A 13996-nucleotide genomic window follows, 5' to 3' on the forward strand; every position below is an offset into this window, starting at 1 on the left:
GATGGGGTTCAACCGCGACAGGCTCCAAACTCTGGTCTTTCCCCCCGTTGTCCGCACGGTCACGCAGCAGGACGCGCTCCTCTATGCGGTGGCGCTTGGCCTTGGCCGCGACCCGACGGATACGGACGACCTGCCCTATGTCTACGAGGACAGACAGGCGATCCTGCCGACGATTGCCGCCACGCTCTGCACCCCCGGCCACTGGGTCGCGGACCCCGACCTCGGGATCGACGCCGACAGCGTTCTACACGGGGAACAGGCCATTCAGTTTCACCGCAGGATTCCACTGGACGAACCGCTGACCGGACACAGCCGCGTCGCGAACCTCTGGGACAAGGGGCCGGGCAAGGGCGCGCTGGTCGAGATCGAGTGCCGCGTGACCGACACGCAGGACCGCCCGGTCTGGACCGTGAACCGCACCGCCTATCTGCGCGGCGAGGGCGGCTTTGGCGGTCGGCGTCAGCCACCTGCCCCGGTCTGGGCGTTGCCCGACCGCGCCCCGGACCTCACACGCGACATGCCCACCGGGCCGCATCAGGCGCTGCTCTACCGCCTGACCGGCGACATGAACCCGGTCCATGCCGATCCCGCCGTCGCCGCAGCCGTGGGTTTTGACCGGCCGATCCTGCACGGGCTTTGCACCTACGGCATCGCCGGGCACGCGCTCCTGCACGGGGTCTGCGACGACGAACCCGCGCGCATGGGGGCGCTGTCGCTCAGGTTCTCCGCCCCAGCCTTTCCCGGCGACACGATCCGCACCGAAATCTGGCGCACGGGATCCGGTGCCCTGTTTCGCTGCCGGGCGGTCGAACGCGACGTGCAGATCACCACGAACGGAACATTAACTTTTTCGAAAGGGCCCCTTCCATGACGCTCGTTCTCACGGACCGCCGGGACCCGGCCGTCGGCTGCATCACGCTCAACCGGCCCGAAGTTCTGAACGCCCTCTCCTACGACCTGCGACAGGAGCTGGTCGATGCGCTTGCCGTCTTTGCCGCCGACCCGGACATCCGCGCCGTGATCCTGACCGGCGGGCCGAAAGTCTTTGCCGCGGGCGCCGATCTGAACCAGATCGACCGCATGGGACCCGTCGAGATGATGGAGGCCGCGCCGCAACAATACTGGAATGCAATCGCGGATTTCCCGAAACCCCTGATCGCCGCCGTGAACGGGCGCGCCTTTGGCGGGGGATTCGAAATGGTCCTGCATTGCGACATCATCGTCGCCGGGGATTCGGCGACCTTCGCCCTCCCGGAACCGAAAGTCGGGCTCATGCCCGGCGCGGGCGGCACCCAACGCCTGCCCCGCGCCATCGGCAAACATCTTGCCATGCGGTATCTGCTGACTGGTGACACAATGACGGCCGAGACAGCGCGCGACCTCGGTCTAGTCTCCGACCTCGTCGCCGACGCCGAGGTCATGGACACGGCACTGGCGCTTGCACAACGTATCTCGCGCCGCGCGCCCATCGCCCTCGCCCAGATCAAACAGGCCGTCCTCACCGGGGCCGACCTGTCGCTCGACGCCGGATTGATGATCGAACGCAAGGCCCTGCAATTGCTTTTGGCCACGCAGGACAAGGCCGAGGGAATCGCCGCCTTCAAAGAGAAACGCCCGCCAAACTTCCGCAATCGCTGAGTTTTTCGGACGGGACGTTCTTACCATTGACAGCACAGCTGAACAATTTCTAAATGGTAAGACCAATATAATGATTACGCGCAGAGTCGCCTTTGTGCGCTTGGAGGATGTGACGTGACCGACATTCAGACCACTTGGCCCCGGAGTTCGTGAAGTGAGAGACCAAGGTGCACGCGACTTTCAGGACGAACGCGACCACATCGACTTTTTGCTGGACGATGAATTGCGCGCATTCCGCAGGGATGTGCGGGCCTTTCTGCGCGATGCCGTCCCGCAAGAGACACGCGACCGAATCGACCGGGGCTATGCTGCGACCAAGCCCGAGATCGTCGATTTCCTCGCAAAACTGTCGGCCAAGGGCTGGGTCGCCCCGGCCTGGCCCGCTGAATATGGGGGGCCCGGCTGGACCCAACTCCAGCGTATGGTCTATTCGACTGAACTGGCGCGCAACGCAGCACCCAGTATCCCGCCTTTCGGCGTGTCGATGATCGGCCCGGTGCTCTACACCTTCGGGACGCAGGCGCAGAAGGACAAGTATCTGCCCGGCATCCTGTCGGGCGAGGATTTCTGGTGTCAGGGCTTTTCCGAACCCGGCTCCGGCTCGGACCTCGCAAGCCTTCGGACCAAGGCCGAGGACAAGGGCGACCATTACCTGCTCAACGGCCAGAAAATCTGGACGTCCAAGGCGCAATACGCCGACCGCATCTTTCTGCTCGCCCGCACCGACGAGGCCCCGCGCAAGCAGGGCGGCATCTCGATGTTCGTGCTCGACATGGACACGCCCGGCATCGTGGTCAAACCGATCATCTCGATCGACATGAACCATTCGCTAAACGAGGTCTTTTTCGAGGACGTGAAAATCCCCGCCGACGGGCTGGTGGGTGAACGCGGCAAGGGCTGGGACTACGCCAAGTTCCTGCTCGGCAATGAACGCACCGGGATCACCAACGTGGGCCGCTGCCGCCGTCAGGTCGAACGCCTGAAACGTCTGGCCCGCGCCGACCTGATCCCCGGTGTCGATCTGTCCAAGGATGGCGCTTTCCTGCGCGACTTGGCCCGGGTCGAGGCCGACCTCACCGCGCTCGAAATCTCGGAAATCCGCATCCTGTCGCAGGGCAAGAACGGCCCCTCGGCGATGACCGGTCCCTCGGTCTTGAAACTCGCCAGCGCCCAGATTCAACAGACCCTCGCCGAGCTGATCGTCTCGACGCTGGGCCACTACGCTGCCGGGCGCGGCGCGGAGTTCATCGACGCTTTCGACGACCTCGGTGGGCTGCCACCCGACTTTGTGGACGGGGCACTCAACGAATATCTCTTCGGTCGCGCAGTCTCGATCTACGGCGGCACCAACCAGATACAGCGCGACATTCTTGCCCGCGCTGCGCTGGAGACACGGCCATGACTTTCCTCGAACATCTCACTCCTTCGGACGAAACCGGCATGATCCGCGAGTCGGCCGAGAAATGGACCGGCGGCATTTCGGACAGCGACGTGCGCGCGTCGAAGGGCTTTTCCTCGACCCGTTGGGCTGACATGGCCGAGATGGGCTGGCACGGGCTGTTGGCCGATCCCGACCACGGTGGTCTTGGGCTTGGCCCCGCCGCCCTGTCGCTTCTGTGTCAGGCCATCGGTCGTGCGCGCCTGCCCGAACCCTTTGTGGCCAGTTCCGTCGTCTGCGTCGGCACGCTCACTTCGATCGGTCAGGATGTGACCGCGCTGGTCGACGGCTCGACCATCGCGGCGCCCGCGGGTTTCGGTCTGCCCTGTGACGGCGTCTCATCCACCATCACGGCCAGCGCCGGAGCGGGCGGTCATCACCTGACTGGCACGCTCGGCATCTGCGAGGCAGGCCCCGATACGACCGAATTCCTCGTCGCCACCAAGCGGGCCGAAGCGCTCTATCGACTGCCCCGAACGACCGAGGGTCTGACCGTGAGGCCCTATGGCGCCATCGACGGCCGCCCGCTCGCGCGGCTCGCCTTTGACTGCGTAGTGCCCGCCGAAGCCCTTATCACCAGCGGCAATGCCGCCCGCGCGGCGATTCGGCGCGGTAATGCGCTGGCCGTCAGTGCGCTGACCGCCGATGCCACCGGCACAATCGAAAAGGCCATCGACCTGACCACCGCCTATATCGACGAGCGCAACCAGTTCGGCCAGCCGCTAGCCGCCTTTCAGGCGCTGCGCCACATGGTCGCCGATCGGCTGGTCGAGCTCGAGGCCGCCCGCAGCATGACCGACCTCGCCGCCTTTGCGGCAGAGGATGCAGGCGACGCGGGCGACCCGAAACAACTGCACGACCGCGTGCGCGCCCGGATCTGCCGCGCGGCTCAGACCGTCGGGCAGACCGCCATTCAATTGCACGGAGGCATGGGCATGACCGACGAAATGGCCATCGGCCACTACTTCCGCCGACTGATTTTCCTTCAGGCCATGATGGGACAAGAGGCGGGCGCACTGCGCGACCGCGCCGCCACGCTGGCCGCGGACATCGAGATGCAGCGCGAGGTGGTCCAATGAGCGCCGCCTATATCATGGGGGCCTACGAGCACCCGACCCGCAAGGCCGAGGGTATCTCGGTCGCCCAGCTTCACATGCAAAGCGCCGCCGGTGCTCTGGCCGACGCGGGGCTCTCCTTCGACGATGTCGATGGCTATTTCTGCGCGGGCGATGCGCCGGGTCTCGGCCCGATGTCGATGCTCGAATACATGAACCTCGACGTGCATCACTTCGACAGCACCGACAGCGGCGGCTCGGCCTATCTCGTCCATGTCGCCCATGCCGCACAGGCGATTGCGTCCGGCAAATGCAACGTGGCGCTTATCACCCTCGCCGGACGACCCCGCGCCGCCGGGATGAAATCGGCCAAGATGCCGCCCGCGCCGACCCCCGACACCCCGTTCGAAGCCCCCTATTCCCCGTCCGTTGTCGAGATGTACGGCATGGTCGCGGCGCGCCACATGCATGAGTTTGGCACCACCAGAGAACAACTGGCATGGATCAAGGTCGCCGCCTCGCATCACGCCCAGCACAACGAACACGCCATGCTGCGCAAGGTGGTGACGGTCGAGGACGTGGTGAACTCGCCACTGGTTTCGGCCCCGCTCCACCGCCTCGATTGCTGCGTGGTCAGCGACGGCGGCGGGGCGCTGGTGATGACGAGTGAAAGCGTGGCCAAGTCGCTCGCCCGTCCGCTCGTGAAACTGCGCGGCGCAGGCGAAGCGGTCGGACATGCCAACGGGGGCCGCGTCGATCTGACGACCTCGGCCGCCAACGTCTCGGGCCCCCGCGCCTTTGCCGAGGCCGGGATCACGCCGGGGGACATCAAATACGCCTCGATCTACGACAGCTTCACGATCACCGTTCTGGTCGCCCTCGAAGACCTCGGGTTCTGCGAAAAGGGCAAAGGCGGCGCCTTCGTCGCGGACGGCAACCTGATCTCCGGACAGGGCAAGCTCCCCTTCAACACCGACGGCGGCGGGCTGTGCAACAACCACCCCTCCAATCGCGGCGGCATGACCAAGGTGATCGAGGCCGTTCGCCAATTGCGCGGCGAAGCCCACCCGGCGGTGCAGGTCCAGAACTGCGACCTCGCGCTCGCCCACGGCACCGGCGGCTCGCTCGCCACCCGGCACGGCAGCGCCACCGTCATTCTGGAAAGGCTCTGAGATGGACTTGTCTGATCTGGCACAGGCGAACTTCGACGCCCAGCCCTACTGGGATGCGACGGCCAAAGGTGAATTCGTCGTGGCCCGCTGCACAACCTGTGGCGAGGCCCATCATTACCCGCGCGCCGTCTGCCCGTTCTGCCGGGCCGAGACGGTCACGTTTGAACCGGCCTCGGGCAAGGGCGAAATCTACAGCCTCGCGATCACCCGGATGCCGGACAAGCCGCTGCGCGTCGTGGCCTACGTCACGCTGGCCGAGGGGCCGACCATGATGACCAAGATCATCGACGCCCCCGACGATGTCGCCATCGGCGACCCGGTGCGCGTCGACTTTCAGACCCATCCCGAGGGGCTGACCGTGCCGGTCTTTCGCCTCGACCGAAACTGAAGATGCAGGAGCTTAAATTGAACAACCTCGGAACACTCGAAGGCAAGGTCATCGTTGTCACCGGCGCGGGTCAGGGCATCGGCCGCGCGCTTGCGGGCATGATCTCTGACCTCGGCGGAACGCCCGTCGCCGTCGACCTGAACGGCGAGGCGCTGGAAGCACTGAAGGCCGACATTCCGCAGGCCGAAGTCTACACCGGGGACGTCTCCGACGCTGATTTCGCCGCCGCCACGGTCGAGGATATCGGGAAAAAGGGTCTCACCCTCACCGGCCTCGTCAACAACGCCGGGATCACCCGCCCCGCGATGATCAAGAAGATGACCCACAGCCAGTGGGACGACGTGATCCGCGTGCATCTGACCGGCGCCTATATCTGGACGCAGGCAGTGGGCCGCGCGATCCTCGAACGCGCGGTGGACGGGGAAAGCCGCAACATCGGCTCGATGGTCCATGTCTCGTCCATCGCGGGCCAGGGCGGTTCTATCGGCCAGATCAACTATGCCGCTGCCAAGGCCGGGATCTTCGGCATCTCGATGACGGCGGCCAAGGAATGGGCGCGCTACGGCATCCGGTCGAACTCCGTGAGCTTCGGCGTCGTGGAAACCCCGATGACCGAAACCGTTCGGGGCGAGAAATTCCGCGACAGCATCCTGGCCCGCATCCCGATGGGCTACTGGGCCGAGACGAGCGAAGTGGTGCGCCCGGTCGCATTCCTGCTGTCCGACAGCGCGTCCTACATCACCGGCCAGAACCTCGGCATCGACGGGGGCATGAACATCAACGTGTAACCAAGACCAAGACAGCGGCCCTCACCGGGGCCGTCACATTACCAGGGAGGAACTGAAATGATGACAACGAAACTTCGCACCCTTGCGGGTGCCACGCTTGCCGCGACATTGACCTGCGGCGCACCGGCGGCTTTCGCACAGGATGCGGCCCTGCCGAATACGGTCGTCTGGACGACCTACGACACCGGCGGCGCGATGCACTCTGCCGCCGTGGCAATCAGCAGCGCCCTCAAGCAGAACGACAACTTGAATCTGCGGGTCATCAGCGCGGGCAACGGCGTTGCCCAGCAATCCACGCTCAAGGCCGGTCGCGCCGACTTTGTGCTTGCAGGCTTCGACGTCTACTTTGCACAGGAAGGCGCATTCCAGTTCGGGGCCGCCGACTGGGGTCCGCAGCCCGTCCGTCTCGTCATGACCAGCATGACCGACCAAGGCTTTGGCCTCGCCATCTCGCCCGAGGTGGCCGAAAACGTCGCAGGCCCCGGCGACCTGCGCGGATTGCGCGTCGCCTATGTTCAAGGGTCGCCCTCGATTCAGGGCGCACTTCAGGCGCTCGTCATCGCCTGTGGCGACATGACATGGGACGACGTCGAAAAGGTCGAAGTCCCGGGCTTCGGCGCCTCGGTCGATGCCTATATCAACGATCAGGCCGACGTCTATTTCACCTCGACGAACTCTGGCACCTCGGTCAAGGCCGATGCCTCGTCGCGCGGTCTGACATGGGTGCCGGTGCCCTTCGACAATGACGCCTGCTGGGAGGAAATCCGCGCCACCGATCCGCGCTGGATCAAGAAGGTCGTGACCGAAGGCGTGAACATCCCCGAAGGCGGGATCGAGATGGCCAGCTATCCCGACATGCTCCTGAACACCACCGCCGACCGTGACGCGGATTACGTCAAGGCGATGCTGTCGACGGTCTACGGCAATTTCGACGACATCAACGGCGCGACGCCCACGACCTACGGGCTCGCGCTGGATCGTCAGATCCTCGACTACACCGTCCCGTTCCATGACGGCGCCATCGCCTATTTCAAAGAGACCGGCGTCTGGACCGATGAGATGCAGGAACACAACGACATGCTCGTCGCCCGTCAGGATGCGCTCAAGGCGGCCTGGGACGAAGTGGTCGCGATGAACATCTCGGACGAGGCGGAATTCGCCACGGCCTGGAAAGCCAAGCGCATCGAGATGCTCGAGGCCGAAGGCTTCGACGTTCCGGTCCGCGACTGGTGATCCATCCCACGTGTCCGGCCAGACGGCCGGGCACGTGCCATCGCCGGTATGCCCGGTTCAGTCCCTCAAACGCTTCGGGGTCGCTATGTCGCTTGCTCTCAAGAGATGGACCATTCTGCTGTTCTCCTTGGCGGGACTGCTGCTGACCGTCAACCAGACGTTCCTCTTCAGCCGTGCTATCGGCGTGGTGATGAACGGCCAGACGTTCCTGTATGTCCTGACCCTCGTCTTTTTTCCGCTGATCTTCCTGATCGTGCCGTTCAAACGCGCCACCACGGCGGTGCCGGGCTGGATCGACTGGCTGCTCTTTGCCCTGTCCCTCGGCGGTTCGGCCTTTCTGGTCGCCTACGCGAAAGACATCGTCTTTTCCAGCTGGCAGTTCATCGCGCCCCTCGACGCGCAGATCGTCGCCGCGTTGCTCTGGGTTCTCATCCTCGAGGCCGCGCGCCGCACCAACGGGTGGCCGCTGACCATCGTCGTCCTGTTCGTGTCGCTTTACCCGATGTTTGCCGACAAGATGCCCGGACCGCTCAACAGCATGTCACTGCCCCCGGCCGAGGTCGCAGCCTATCACCTCTACAGTTTTGAAAGCGTCTTCGGCATCCCGATGCGGGCCTTTGCCGATCTCGTGGTGGGCTTCATCGTCTTCGGCCTCGCGCTTCAGTTCACCGGGGCCGCCAAGTTCTTCAACGACGTGGCCTTTGCCCTCATGGGCACCGTGCGCGGCGGGGCGGCCCATGTCGCCGTCGTATCCAGCGGGCTTCAAGCCTCGATCAGCGGCAGCGTGATTTCCAATGTCATGACCTCAGGCTCCGTCTCGATCCCGGCGATGAAAAGGACAGGCTTCTCGGCCTCTTATGCAGGCGGGATCGAAGCCGTCGCCTCGACCGGCGGGGTTCTGACACCGCCCGTCATGGGCACGACGGCGTTCATCATGGCGACCTTCCTCGCCGTGCCTTACGTCGAGGTCGCGATGGCCGCGGCCATTCCGGCGGCACTCTTCTACTTCGGCCTCATGCTTCAGGTCGACGCCTACGCTGCCCGCAGGGGATTGCGCGGAGTCCCGCGTTCCCAGCTTCCCACGCTCATGTCTGCCCTCAAAGGCGGGTGGCACTACCTGATCGTTTTCGTGGTGCTTATCACCATGCTGGCGCAGGGCATGAACGAAAGCCGCGCAGCGTTCTACGCGACGGGTCTCCTGCTCGTGGTGAACCAGATTCGCCCGGAAAACCGCCTGTCCATTGCCGGAGTCCGCGACATGATCGCGGGCATCGGGTGCGGCCTGTCCGAGATCATCGCGGTCATCCTTGCCATTGGCATGATCGCGGGCGGTCTGGCGGCCACCGGCATTCTCAGCACCCTGTCCACGGAACTCGTGTTCCTTGCGGGCGACGCGCCGATCATGCTGCTCATCATGGGGGCGCTCACGTCCTTTGTGCTGGGCATGGGGATGACGGTGTCGGCTTGCTACATCTTCCTCGCGATCGTCATGGTCCCCGCGCTGGTCAAGGTCGGGTTCGAACCCATCGCGGTACACCTCTTCGTCATGTACTGGGGCATGCTGTCCTTCATCACGCCCCCCGTGGCCATCGCCACTTATGCCGCCGCCGCCATCGCCAAGGTCTCGGCGATCAAGATCGGGTTCCACGCGATGCGGCTGGCCAGCGTGATGTATTTCGTGCCCTTCTTCTTCGTCCTCAACCCGGCGCTCGTGTTGCAGGGAACGCCGCTTCAGATCGGAGTCGCCGTGGCGACGGCGGCCTGTGGCGTCGCGGCCATTTCATGGTCGCTGCAAGGCTACATGCTGGGGTCCGGCGCGATCTCGGACACGATCTGGGGCGTCCTTCTGCGCGGCGGCCTGCTCTTTGCCGGCCTCGCTCTCGCCTCCCCGGGGATCAAGGCACTGGGCATCACCCAACTCGAATGTGCCGCCTTCGGCCTTGCCCTGATCGTTCTGTCCGGACTGGCGATCCGCTTCGTCCCGATCTTTCAGGCACCAGAAACGACAGCAGCGGGAGCATGAAGTGCCAGACCTTCTGATCGACCATATCGACGGCGTGGCCGTCCTGACGCTGAACCGGCCAGAGACGATGAACGCACTCTCGGGGGCGCTCGCCCGCGAACTGGATGCTGCCGTCACCGCCTGCATCAACGACGATGCGGTCCGCGCCATCCTGATCACCGGCAACGGGCGGGGATTCTGCGCCGGGGGCGACATGGCGGAAAAACTGCCGACCGATCCCGGCAAGTCCGTTCTGGAGACCTGGTATCATCCGATGGTGCGCAACCTGCGCAACTGCCCCCTGCCCATCGTGGCCGCCGTCAACGGCGTCGCGGCGGGTGCGGGGATGAGCCTCGCGCTTCTCGCCGATATCGTCACCTGCGCGCCCAACGCCTTTTTCCTGCAAGCCTTCTCCAAGGTCGGCCTTGTGGCGGACTGCGGATCGAGCTGGCTCCTCGCCCGCCGCGTGGGCGAGGCGCGCGCGCGCGAACTCACGCTGCTGGCCGAACGCCTTCCCGCCGAGCAGGCGCTCGACTGGGGCCTCGTGAACCGCATCTTCCCGGCGGACGACCTCTTCGAGGAAAGCCTGGGGCTGGCCAAGCAGCTCGCCCAAGGGCCGGTGAACGCCCTGTCTCGCATCAGGCAGCTCTACAACAGCGCGGCCGTGCTCGATTTCGAAAGCCAGCTTCTCGAAGAAGATCGCCTTCAGATCGCCTGTTCTTCCGGGCCCGAGTCGCAAGAAGGCCGTGACGCCTTTCGCAACAAAAGGGCTCCCGATTTCACCAGGATTCCCTTGGCGAGGACGGAGACCAAATGATGACTGAACTCAAGGAAATACACATGCGCGACCCCGAAAACGACAGCCGCACGCCAGCCGCTGTCATCACCGGCGACCGCACGGTCAGCCACGAAGAGATGGAAGCCCGCATCGACAAGGTCGCCGGCGCGCTCTTGGCCAAGGGTCTCGGCGAGGGTCAGATCGTCGCCCAACTCATGCGCAACGACACGCCGATCATCGAGGTGAACGTGGGCGCGCGGCGCGTCGGCTGCTACTCGGTGCCGCTCAACTGGCACCTCGCCGCCCCGGAAATCCAGTTCCTGCTCGAAGACAGCGGGGCCGAGGTGCTCGTCGCGCACGCCGACTTGCTGCGCCCGGTCCGCGATCTCGTGCCCGAGGGCTGCGAGGTCATCGTCGTGGAAACGCCGCCTTCGATCCGGGAAGCCTTCCGCCTCGACCCGGCCGATTGCACGGTGCCCGCGGGCGAACGGAACTACGAGGACTGGATCGCCGCCGCCGAACCCCACGCGGGCGAGAACCCGGCGGATCGCGGCGTGATCATCTACACCTCCGGCACGACCGGCAAACCCAAGGGCGTCATGCGCGACCCGATGACGCCCGAGGAAACCCGCCTCAACGCCCGCGTGTTTCGCGACACCATCGGCATCGCCCCGGACATGCGCGGCCTGATCGCGACACCGCTCTACCACGCCTCGCCCAATGGCTTTGCGCGCTATGCCGCGACCCAGGGTGAGCTTCTCGTCATCACCCCGCGCTTTGACGCCGAGGAATTTCTGGCGCTCATCGAAAAGCACCGCATCAATGTGATCGTTGCCGTGCCGACGATCTTCGTCAAACTGCTGAAGCTGCCAAAAGAGGTGCGCGAGAAATACGATGTCTCGTCCCTGCGCTTCATCAGCCACACCGCCAGCGCCTGCCCGGTCGAGGTGAAACGCGAACTCATGGAATGGGTCGGCCCCATCGTGCACGAGGTCTACGGCGGCACCGAGGTCGGCATCGCGCTCCACGCCTCGCCCGAGGATTGGTTGAAGAAACCCGGCACCGTGGGCCGCTGCGTCGAACACGCCGAGGTCCGCATCCTTGGCGAGAACGACGAAATCCTCGGCCCGAACGAACCGGGCGAGATTTACGTGAAGAACGGCACCTATTCGGACTTCACCTACATCAAAAACCCCGAGGCGCGGGCGGAATGTGAAAAGGACGGCTTCATCTCGATCGGTGACGTGGGTTACCTCGACGAAGACGGCTTCCTCTTCATCAGCGACCGTAAGCGCGACATGATCATCTTTGCCGGGACCAACATCTATCCCGCCGAGATCGAAAGCGAACTGGTGCTCTGCCCCGAGGTCGCCGACTGCGCCGTCTTCGGCCTGCCCGACCCGGAATTCGGCGAAGTGGTCGCGGCCTACATCCAGCCCGCGCCGGGCACCACGCCCGATGCCGACAGCATCCGCGCCTTCCTCGAACCCCGGATCGCGAAATACAAGATCCCGCGCCGGATCGAGATCGTCCCCACCCTGCCCCGCGAGGAAAGCGGCAAGCTCATGAAGCGCAAACTGCGCGACGCGGTGATCGCAGGAACAGCGTAAGGTCCTCAAAAGACACGAAAAGGCCCGGCAGATCGCCGGGCCTTTTTGTTTTCGCCTAAGCTCGCGCGATCAACGCGCCGTCGCGCGCCCGCCGGTAAAGACCACGGTATCCGCGTCCGTCCGGGCCTCGAACAGGATGCCCGCGTCATCCTTCCACAGGCTGACGCTCAGCGTATCGCTCGGATAGACGGGCCGCGTGAAGCGCCCTGAAATGGACTTGAGCGCGCCCGGATCGTCCGGGCTGAACGCCTCAATCACAGCACGCCCCATCATCCCGAAGGTGCACAGCCCGTGCAAGATGGGCCGCGGAAAGCCCACCGCCTTGGCCCGCTCGGGATCGGCATGAAGCGGGTTCATGTCCCCGCTCAGCCGATAGATCAGCGCCGCCTGCGGCAACGTCGGCAGCACGATGTCCGCCTCCGGTGCCCGCTCGGGCCGGGTCCAGCCGTCGCGCGGCGGTGCCTCGCCGCCAAAGCCGCCGTCCCCGCGCAGCACATAGGTCGAGACCAGCCGCGAGACGACGGTGCCGTCGTCACTGGCGATCACCCGCTCGACATCCACGACCGCACCCTTGTCTGCGCCCTTGTCGTAAAGCCCCACGACCTTCGAACGCGAGACGAGCTGCGCGCCCAGCGGCACCGGGCGCTCCATCTGCAGGGTCTGCGATCCGTGGACGAGCTTGCGGAAATCGAGCCCCGCATCGGCGAACCAGAGCCCCGGCGATCCCAGAACCACCGGCATCGTCGGGAACACCACGAGATCCTGTTCATAGACATGGCGCAACTGTCGCGGGTCGAGCGGATCGGACCCGATCCCCAGCCCGAGGGCATAGAGCATCGCATCCTTTTCCGTGACCTCGAAGCGCGGCGAAGGAAAGGCGTAGTTGCGGACCCGGTCTTCGTTCAATGGCATGAGAACCCTCTCAAAGCTTTTCGATCAGTTCCGGGACGACGGTGAACAGGTCGCCGACGAGGCCGTAGTCGGCGACCTGGAAGATCGGGGCCTCTTCGTCCTTATTGATCGCGACGATGACCTTGGAGTCCTTCATGCCCGCGAGGTGCTGAATGGCGCCCGAGATGCCGACGGCGACGTAGAGTTCCGGTGCGACGACCTTGCCGGTCTGGCCCACCTGCCAGTCGTTCGGGGCGAAGCCCGAGTCGACCGCGGCGCGCGAGGCGCCGACGGCGGCGCCCAGCTTGTCGGCCAGCTTTTCGATCAGCGCGAAGTCCTCTTCCGAGCCGACGCCACGGCCGCCCGACACGACGATGCCCGCCGAAGTCAGTTCCGGACGGTCGCTTTCGGCCACCTTGTCCTCGACCCACTCGGATTTGCCCGAGGCATCCGGCGCGCCGATGGTCTCGACACTCGCCGAACCGCCGTCACCGGCCGGGTCGAAGGTCGAGGTCCGGAAGGTGATAACCTTCTTTTCATCTTTCGACTTTACGGTCTGGATCGCGTTCCCGGCGTAGACCGGGCGTTCGAACGTATCGGCATCCACAACGGCGGAGGCATCCGAGATCACCATCACATCCAGAAGCGCGGCCACGCGCGGCATGATGTTCTTCGCGTCCGTCGTCGCGGGCGCGCAGATGTGCGAGTAATCCCCGGCGAGCGACACGATGAGGGTCCGCGGTCGCCTCGGCAAGGCGGTGGCCGAGGCTGTCGCCTTCCGCGACCAGCACTTTGGCCACACCGTCGATCTTGGACGCGGCCTCACCGGCGGCCGCGGCCGAGCGCCCGCGCAGAGCACGGTCACATCGCCAAGCGCCTTGGCGGCGGTGACGGCTTTCGCGGTGGCGTCCAGCGCGAGTTCGCCGGAGTTGACTTCAGCAGAGCAGACGTCATCACACGACCCCTTCTCTTTGAGTTTCGACACGAGCTCATCGACGCTCTC

At 65.0% G+C, this 13996-nt stretch carries 14 protein-coding genes; 12 read left to right on the forward strand and 2 right to left on the reverse strand.

The features are described 5' to 3' along the window. Position 1: 1 nt before the first annotated feature. The 11 genes from RB2654_RS21360 to RB2654_RS21410 all read left to right on the forward strand — a co-directional run bounded on the left by RB2654_RS21360 (position 2) and on the right by RB2654_RS21410 (position 12102). Positions 2–871 carry a MaoC family dehydratase gene (locus RB2654_RS21360; protein WP_008335902.1) on the forward strand — a complete coding sequence of 290 codons (870 nt, stop codon included), beginning with the start codon at positions 2–4 and terminating at the stop codon, positions 869–871. After that, positions 868–1638 (forward strand): enoyl-CoA hydratase-related protein, encoded by a 771-nt coding sequence (locus RB2654_RS21365; protein WP_008335900.1) that lies wholly within the window; start codon positions 868–870, stop codon positions 1636–1638. Before RB2654_RS21360 ends, RB2654_RS21365 begins: the two co-directional genes overlap by 4 nt. Before the next feature lie 154 nt (positions 1639–1792). After that, the gene (locus RB2654_RS21370) at positions 1793–3040 is read left to right on the forward strand and encodes an acyl-CoA dehydrogenase family protein (protein ID WP_008335898.1); all 1248 of its coding nucleotides are present in this window, start codon (positions 1793–1795) and stop codon (positions 3038–3040) included. Next, positions 3037–4155, forward strand: coding sequence for an acyl-CoA dehydrogenase family protein (locus tag RB2654_RS21375; RefSeq protein ID WP_008335897.1), 1119 nt, complete (start codon positions 3037–3039; stop codon positions 4153–4155). The genes RB2654_RS21370 and RB2654_RS21375 overlap by 4 nt, the downstream gene beginning before the upstream one ends. After that, positions 4152–5303, forward strand: coding sequence for a thiolase family protein (locus RB2654_RS21380; RefSeq protein WP_008335894.1), 1152 nt, complete (start codon positions 4152–4154; stop codon positions 5301–5303). Before RB2654_RS21375 ends, RB2654_RS21380 begins: the two co-directional genes overlap by 4 nt. Positions 5304–5310: 7 nt before the next feature. Further along, complete coding sequence (locus tag RB2654_RS21385; RefSeq protein WP_202795888.1) at positions 5311–5691, forward strand: Zn-ribbon domain-containing OB-fold protein; 381 nt, start codon at positions 5311–5313, stop codon at positions 5689–5691. 17 nt (positions 5692–5708) lie between these two features. Further along, the gene (locus RB2654_RS21390) at positions 5709–6479 is read left to right on the forward strand and encodes an SDR family NAD(P)-dependent oxidoreductase (protein ID WP_202795889.1); all 771 of its coding nucleotides are present in this window, start codon (positions 5709–5711) and stop codon (positions 6477–6479) included. Between the two features lie 60 nt (positions 6480–6539). Next, positions 6540–7712, forward strand: a complete 1173-nt coding sequence (locus RB2654_RS21395) for a TAXI family TRAP transporter solute-binding subunit (protein ID WP_161600716.1) — start codon at positions 6540–6542, stop codon at positions 7710–7712. A 127-nt stretch (positions 7713–7839) separates the two neighbouring features. Continuing rightward, on the forward strand, positions 7840–9735 hold the full coding sequence (locus RB2654_RS21400) for a TRAP transporter permease (RefSeq protein WP_161600717.1): 1896 nt from the start codon (positions 7840–7842) through the stop codon (positions 9733–9735). Between the two features lies 1 nt (position 9736). Then, positions 9737–10531 (forward strand): enoyl-CoA hydratase-related protein, encoded by a 795-nt coding sequence (locus tag RB2654_RS21405; RefSeq protein ID WP_008335885.1) that lies wholly within the window; start codon positions 9737–9739, stop codon positions 10529–10531. Continuing rightward, positions 10531–12102: an AMP-binding protein gene (locus RB2654_RS21410; protein ID WP_161600718.1), complete on the forward strand. Its 1572-nt coding sequence runs from the start codon at positions 10531–10533 to the stop codon at positions 12100–12102. The genes RB2654_RS21405 and RB2654_RS21410 overlap by 1 nt, the downstream gene beginning before the upstream one ends. Positions 12103–12171: 69 nt before the next feature. On the opposite strand, the gene RB2654_RS21415 is transcribed toward RB2654_RS21410, so the two are convergent. Both RB2654_RS21415 and RB2654_RS21420 read right to left on the reverse strand, forming a co-directional pair. Continuing rightward, a complete protein-coding gene (locus RB2654_RS21415; protein ID WP_008335882.1) occupies positions 12172–13014 on the reverse strand; it encodes a MaoC/PaaZ C-terminal domain-containing protein in 843 nt (280 codons plus the stop codon). 10 nt (positions 13015–13024) lie between these two features. Then, positions 13025–13858 (reverse strand): electron transfer flavoprotein subunit alpha/FixB family protein, encoded by an 834-nt coding sequence (locus RB2654_RS21420; RefSeq protein ID WP_367682855.1) that lies wholly within the window; start codon positions 13856–13858, stop codon positions 13025–13027. Here RB2654_RS21420 and RB2654_RS23980 point away from each other — a divergent pair. Then, a partial coding sequence (locus RB2654_RS23980) for a hypothetical protein (RefSeq protein ID WP_254655621.1) occupies positions 13752–13996 on the forward strand: 245 nt, incomplete at its 3' end. The two genes, RB2654_RS21420 and RB2654_RS23980, sit on opposite strands and share 107 nt — an antisense overlap.

Origin of the sequence: Maritimibacter alkaliphilus HTCC2654 (genome assembly GCF_000152805.1) — a bacterium.
In the GTDB taxonomy this organism is placed as follows: domain Bacteria; phylum Pseudomonadota; class Alphaproteobacteria; order Rhodobacterales; family Rhodobacteraceae; genus Maritimibacter; species Maritimibacter alkaliphilus.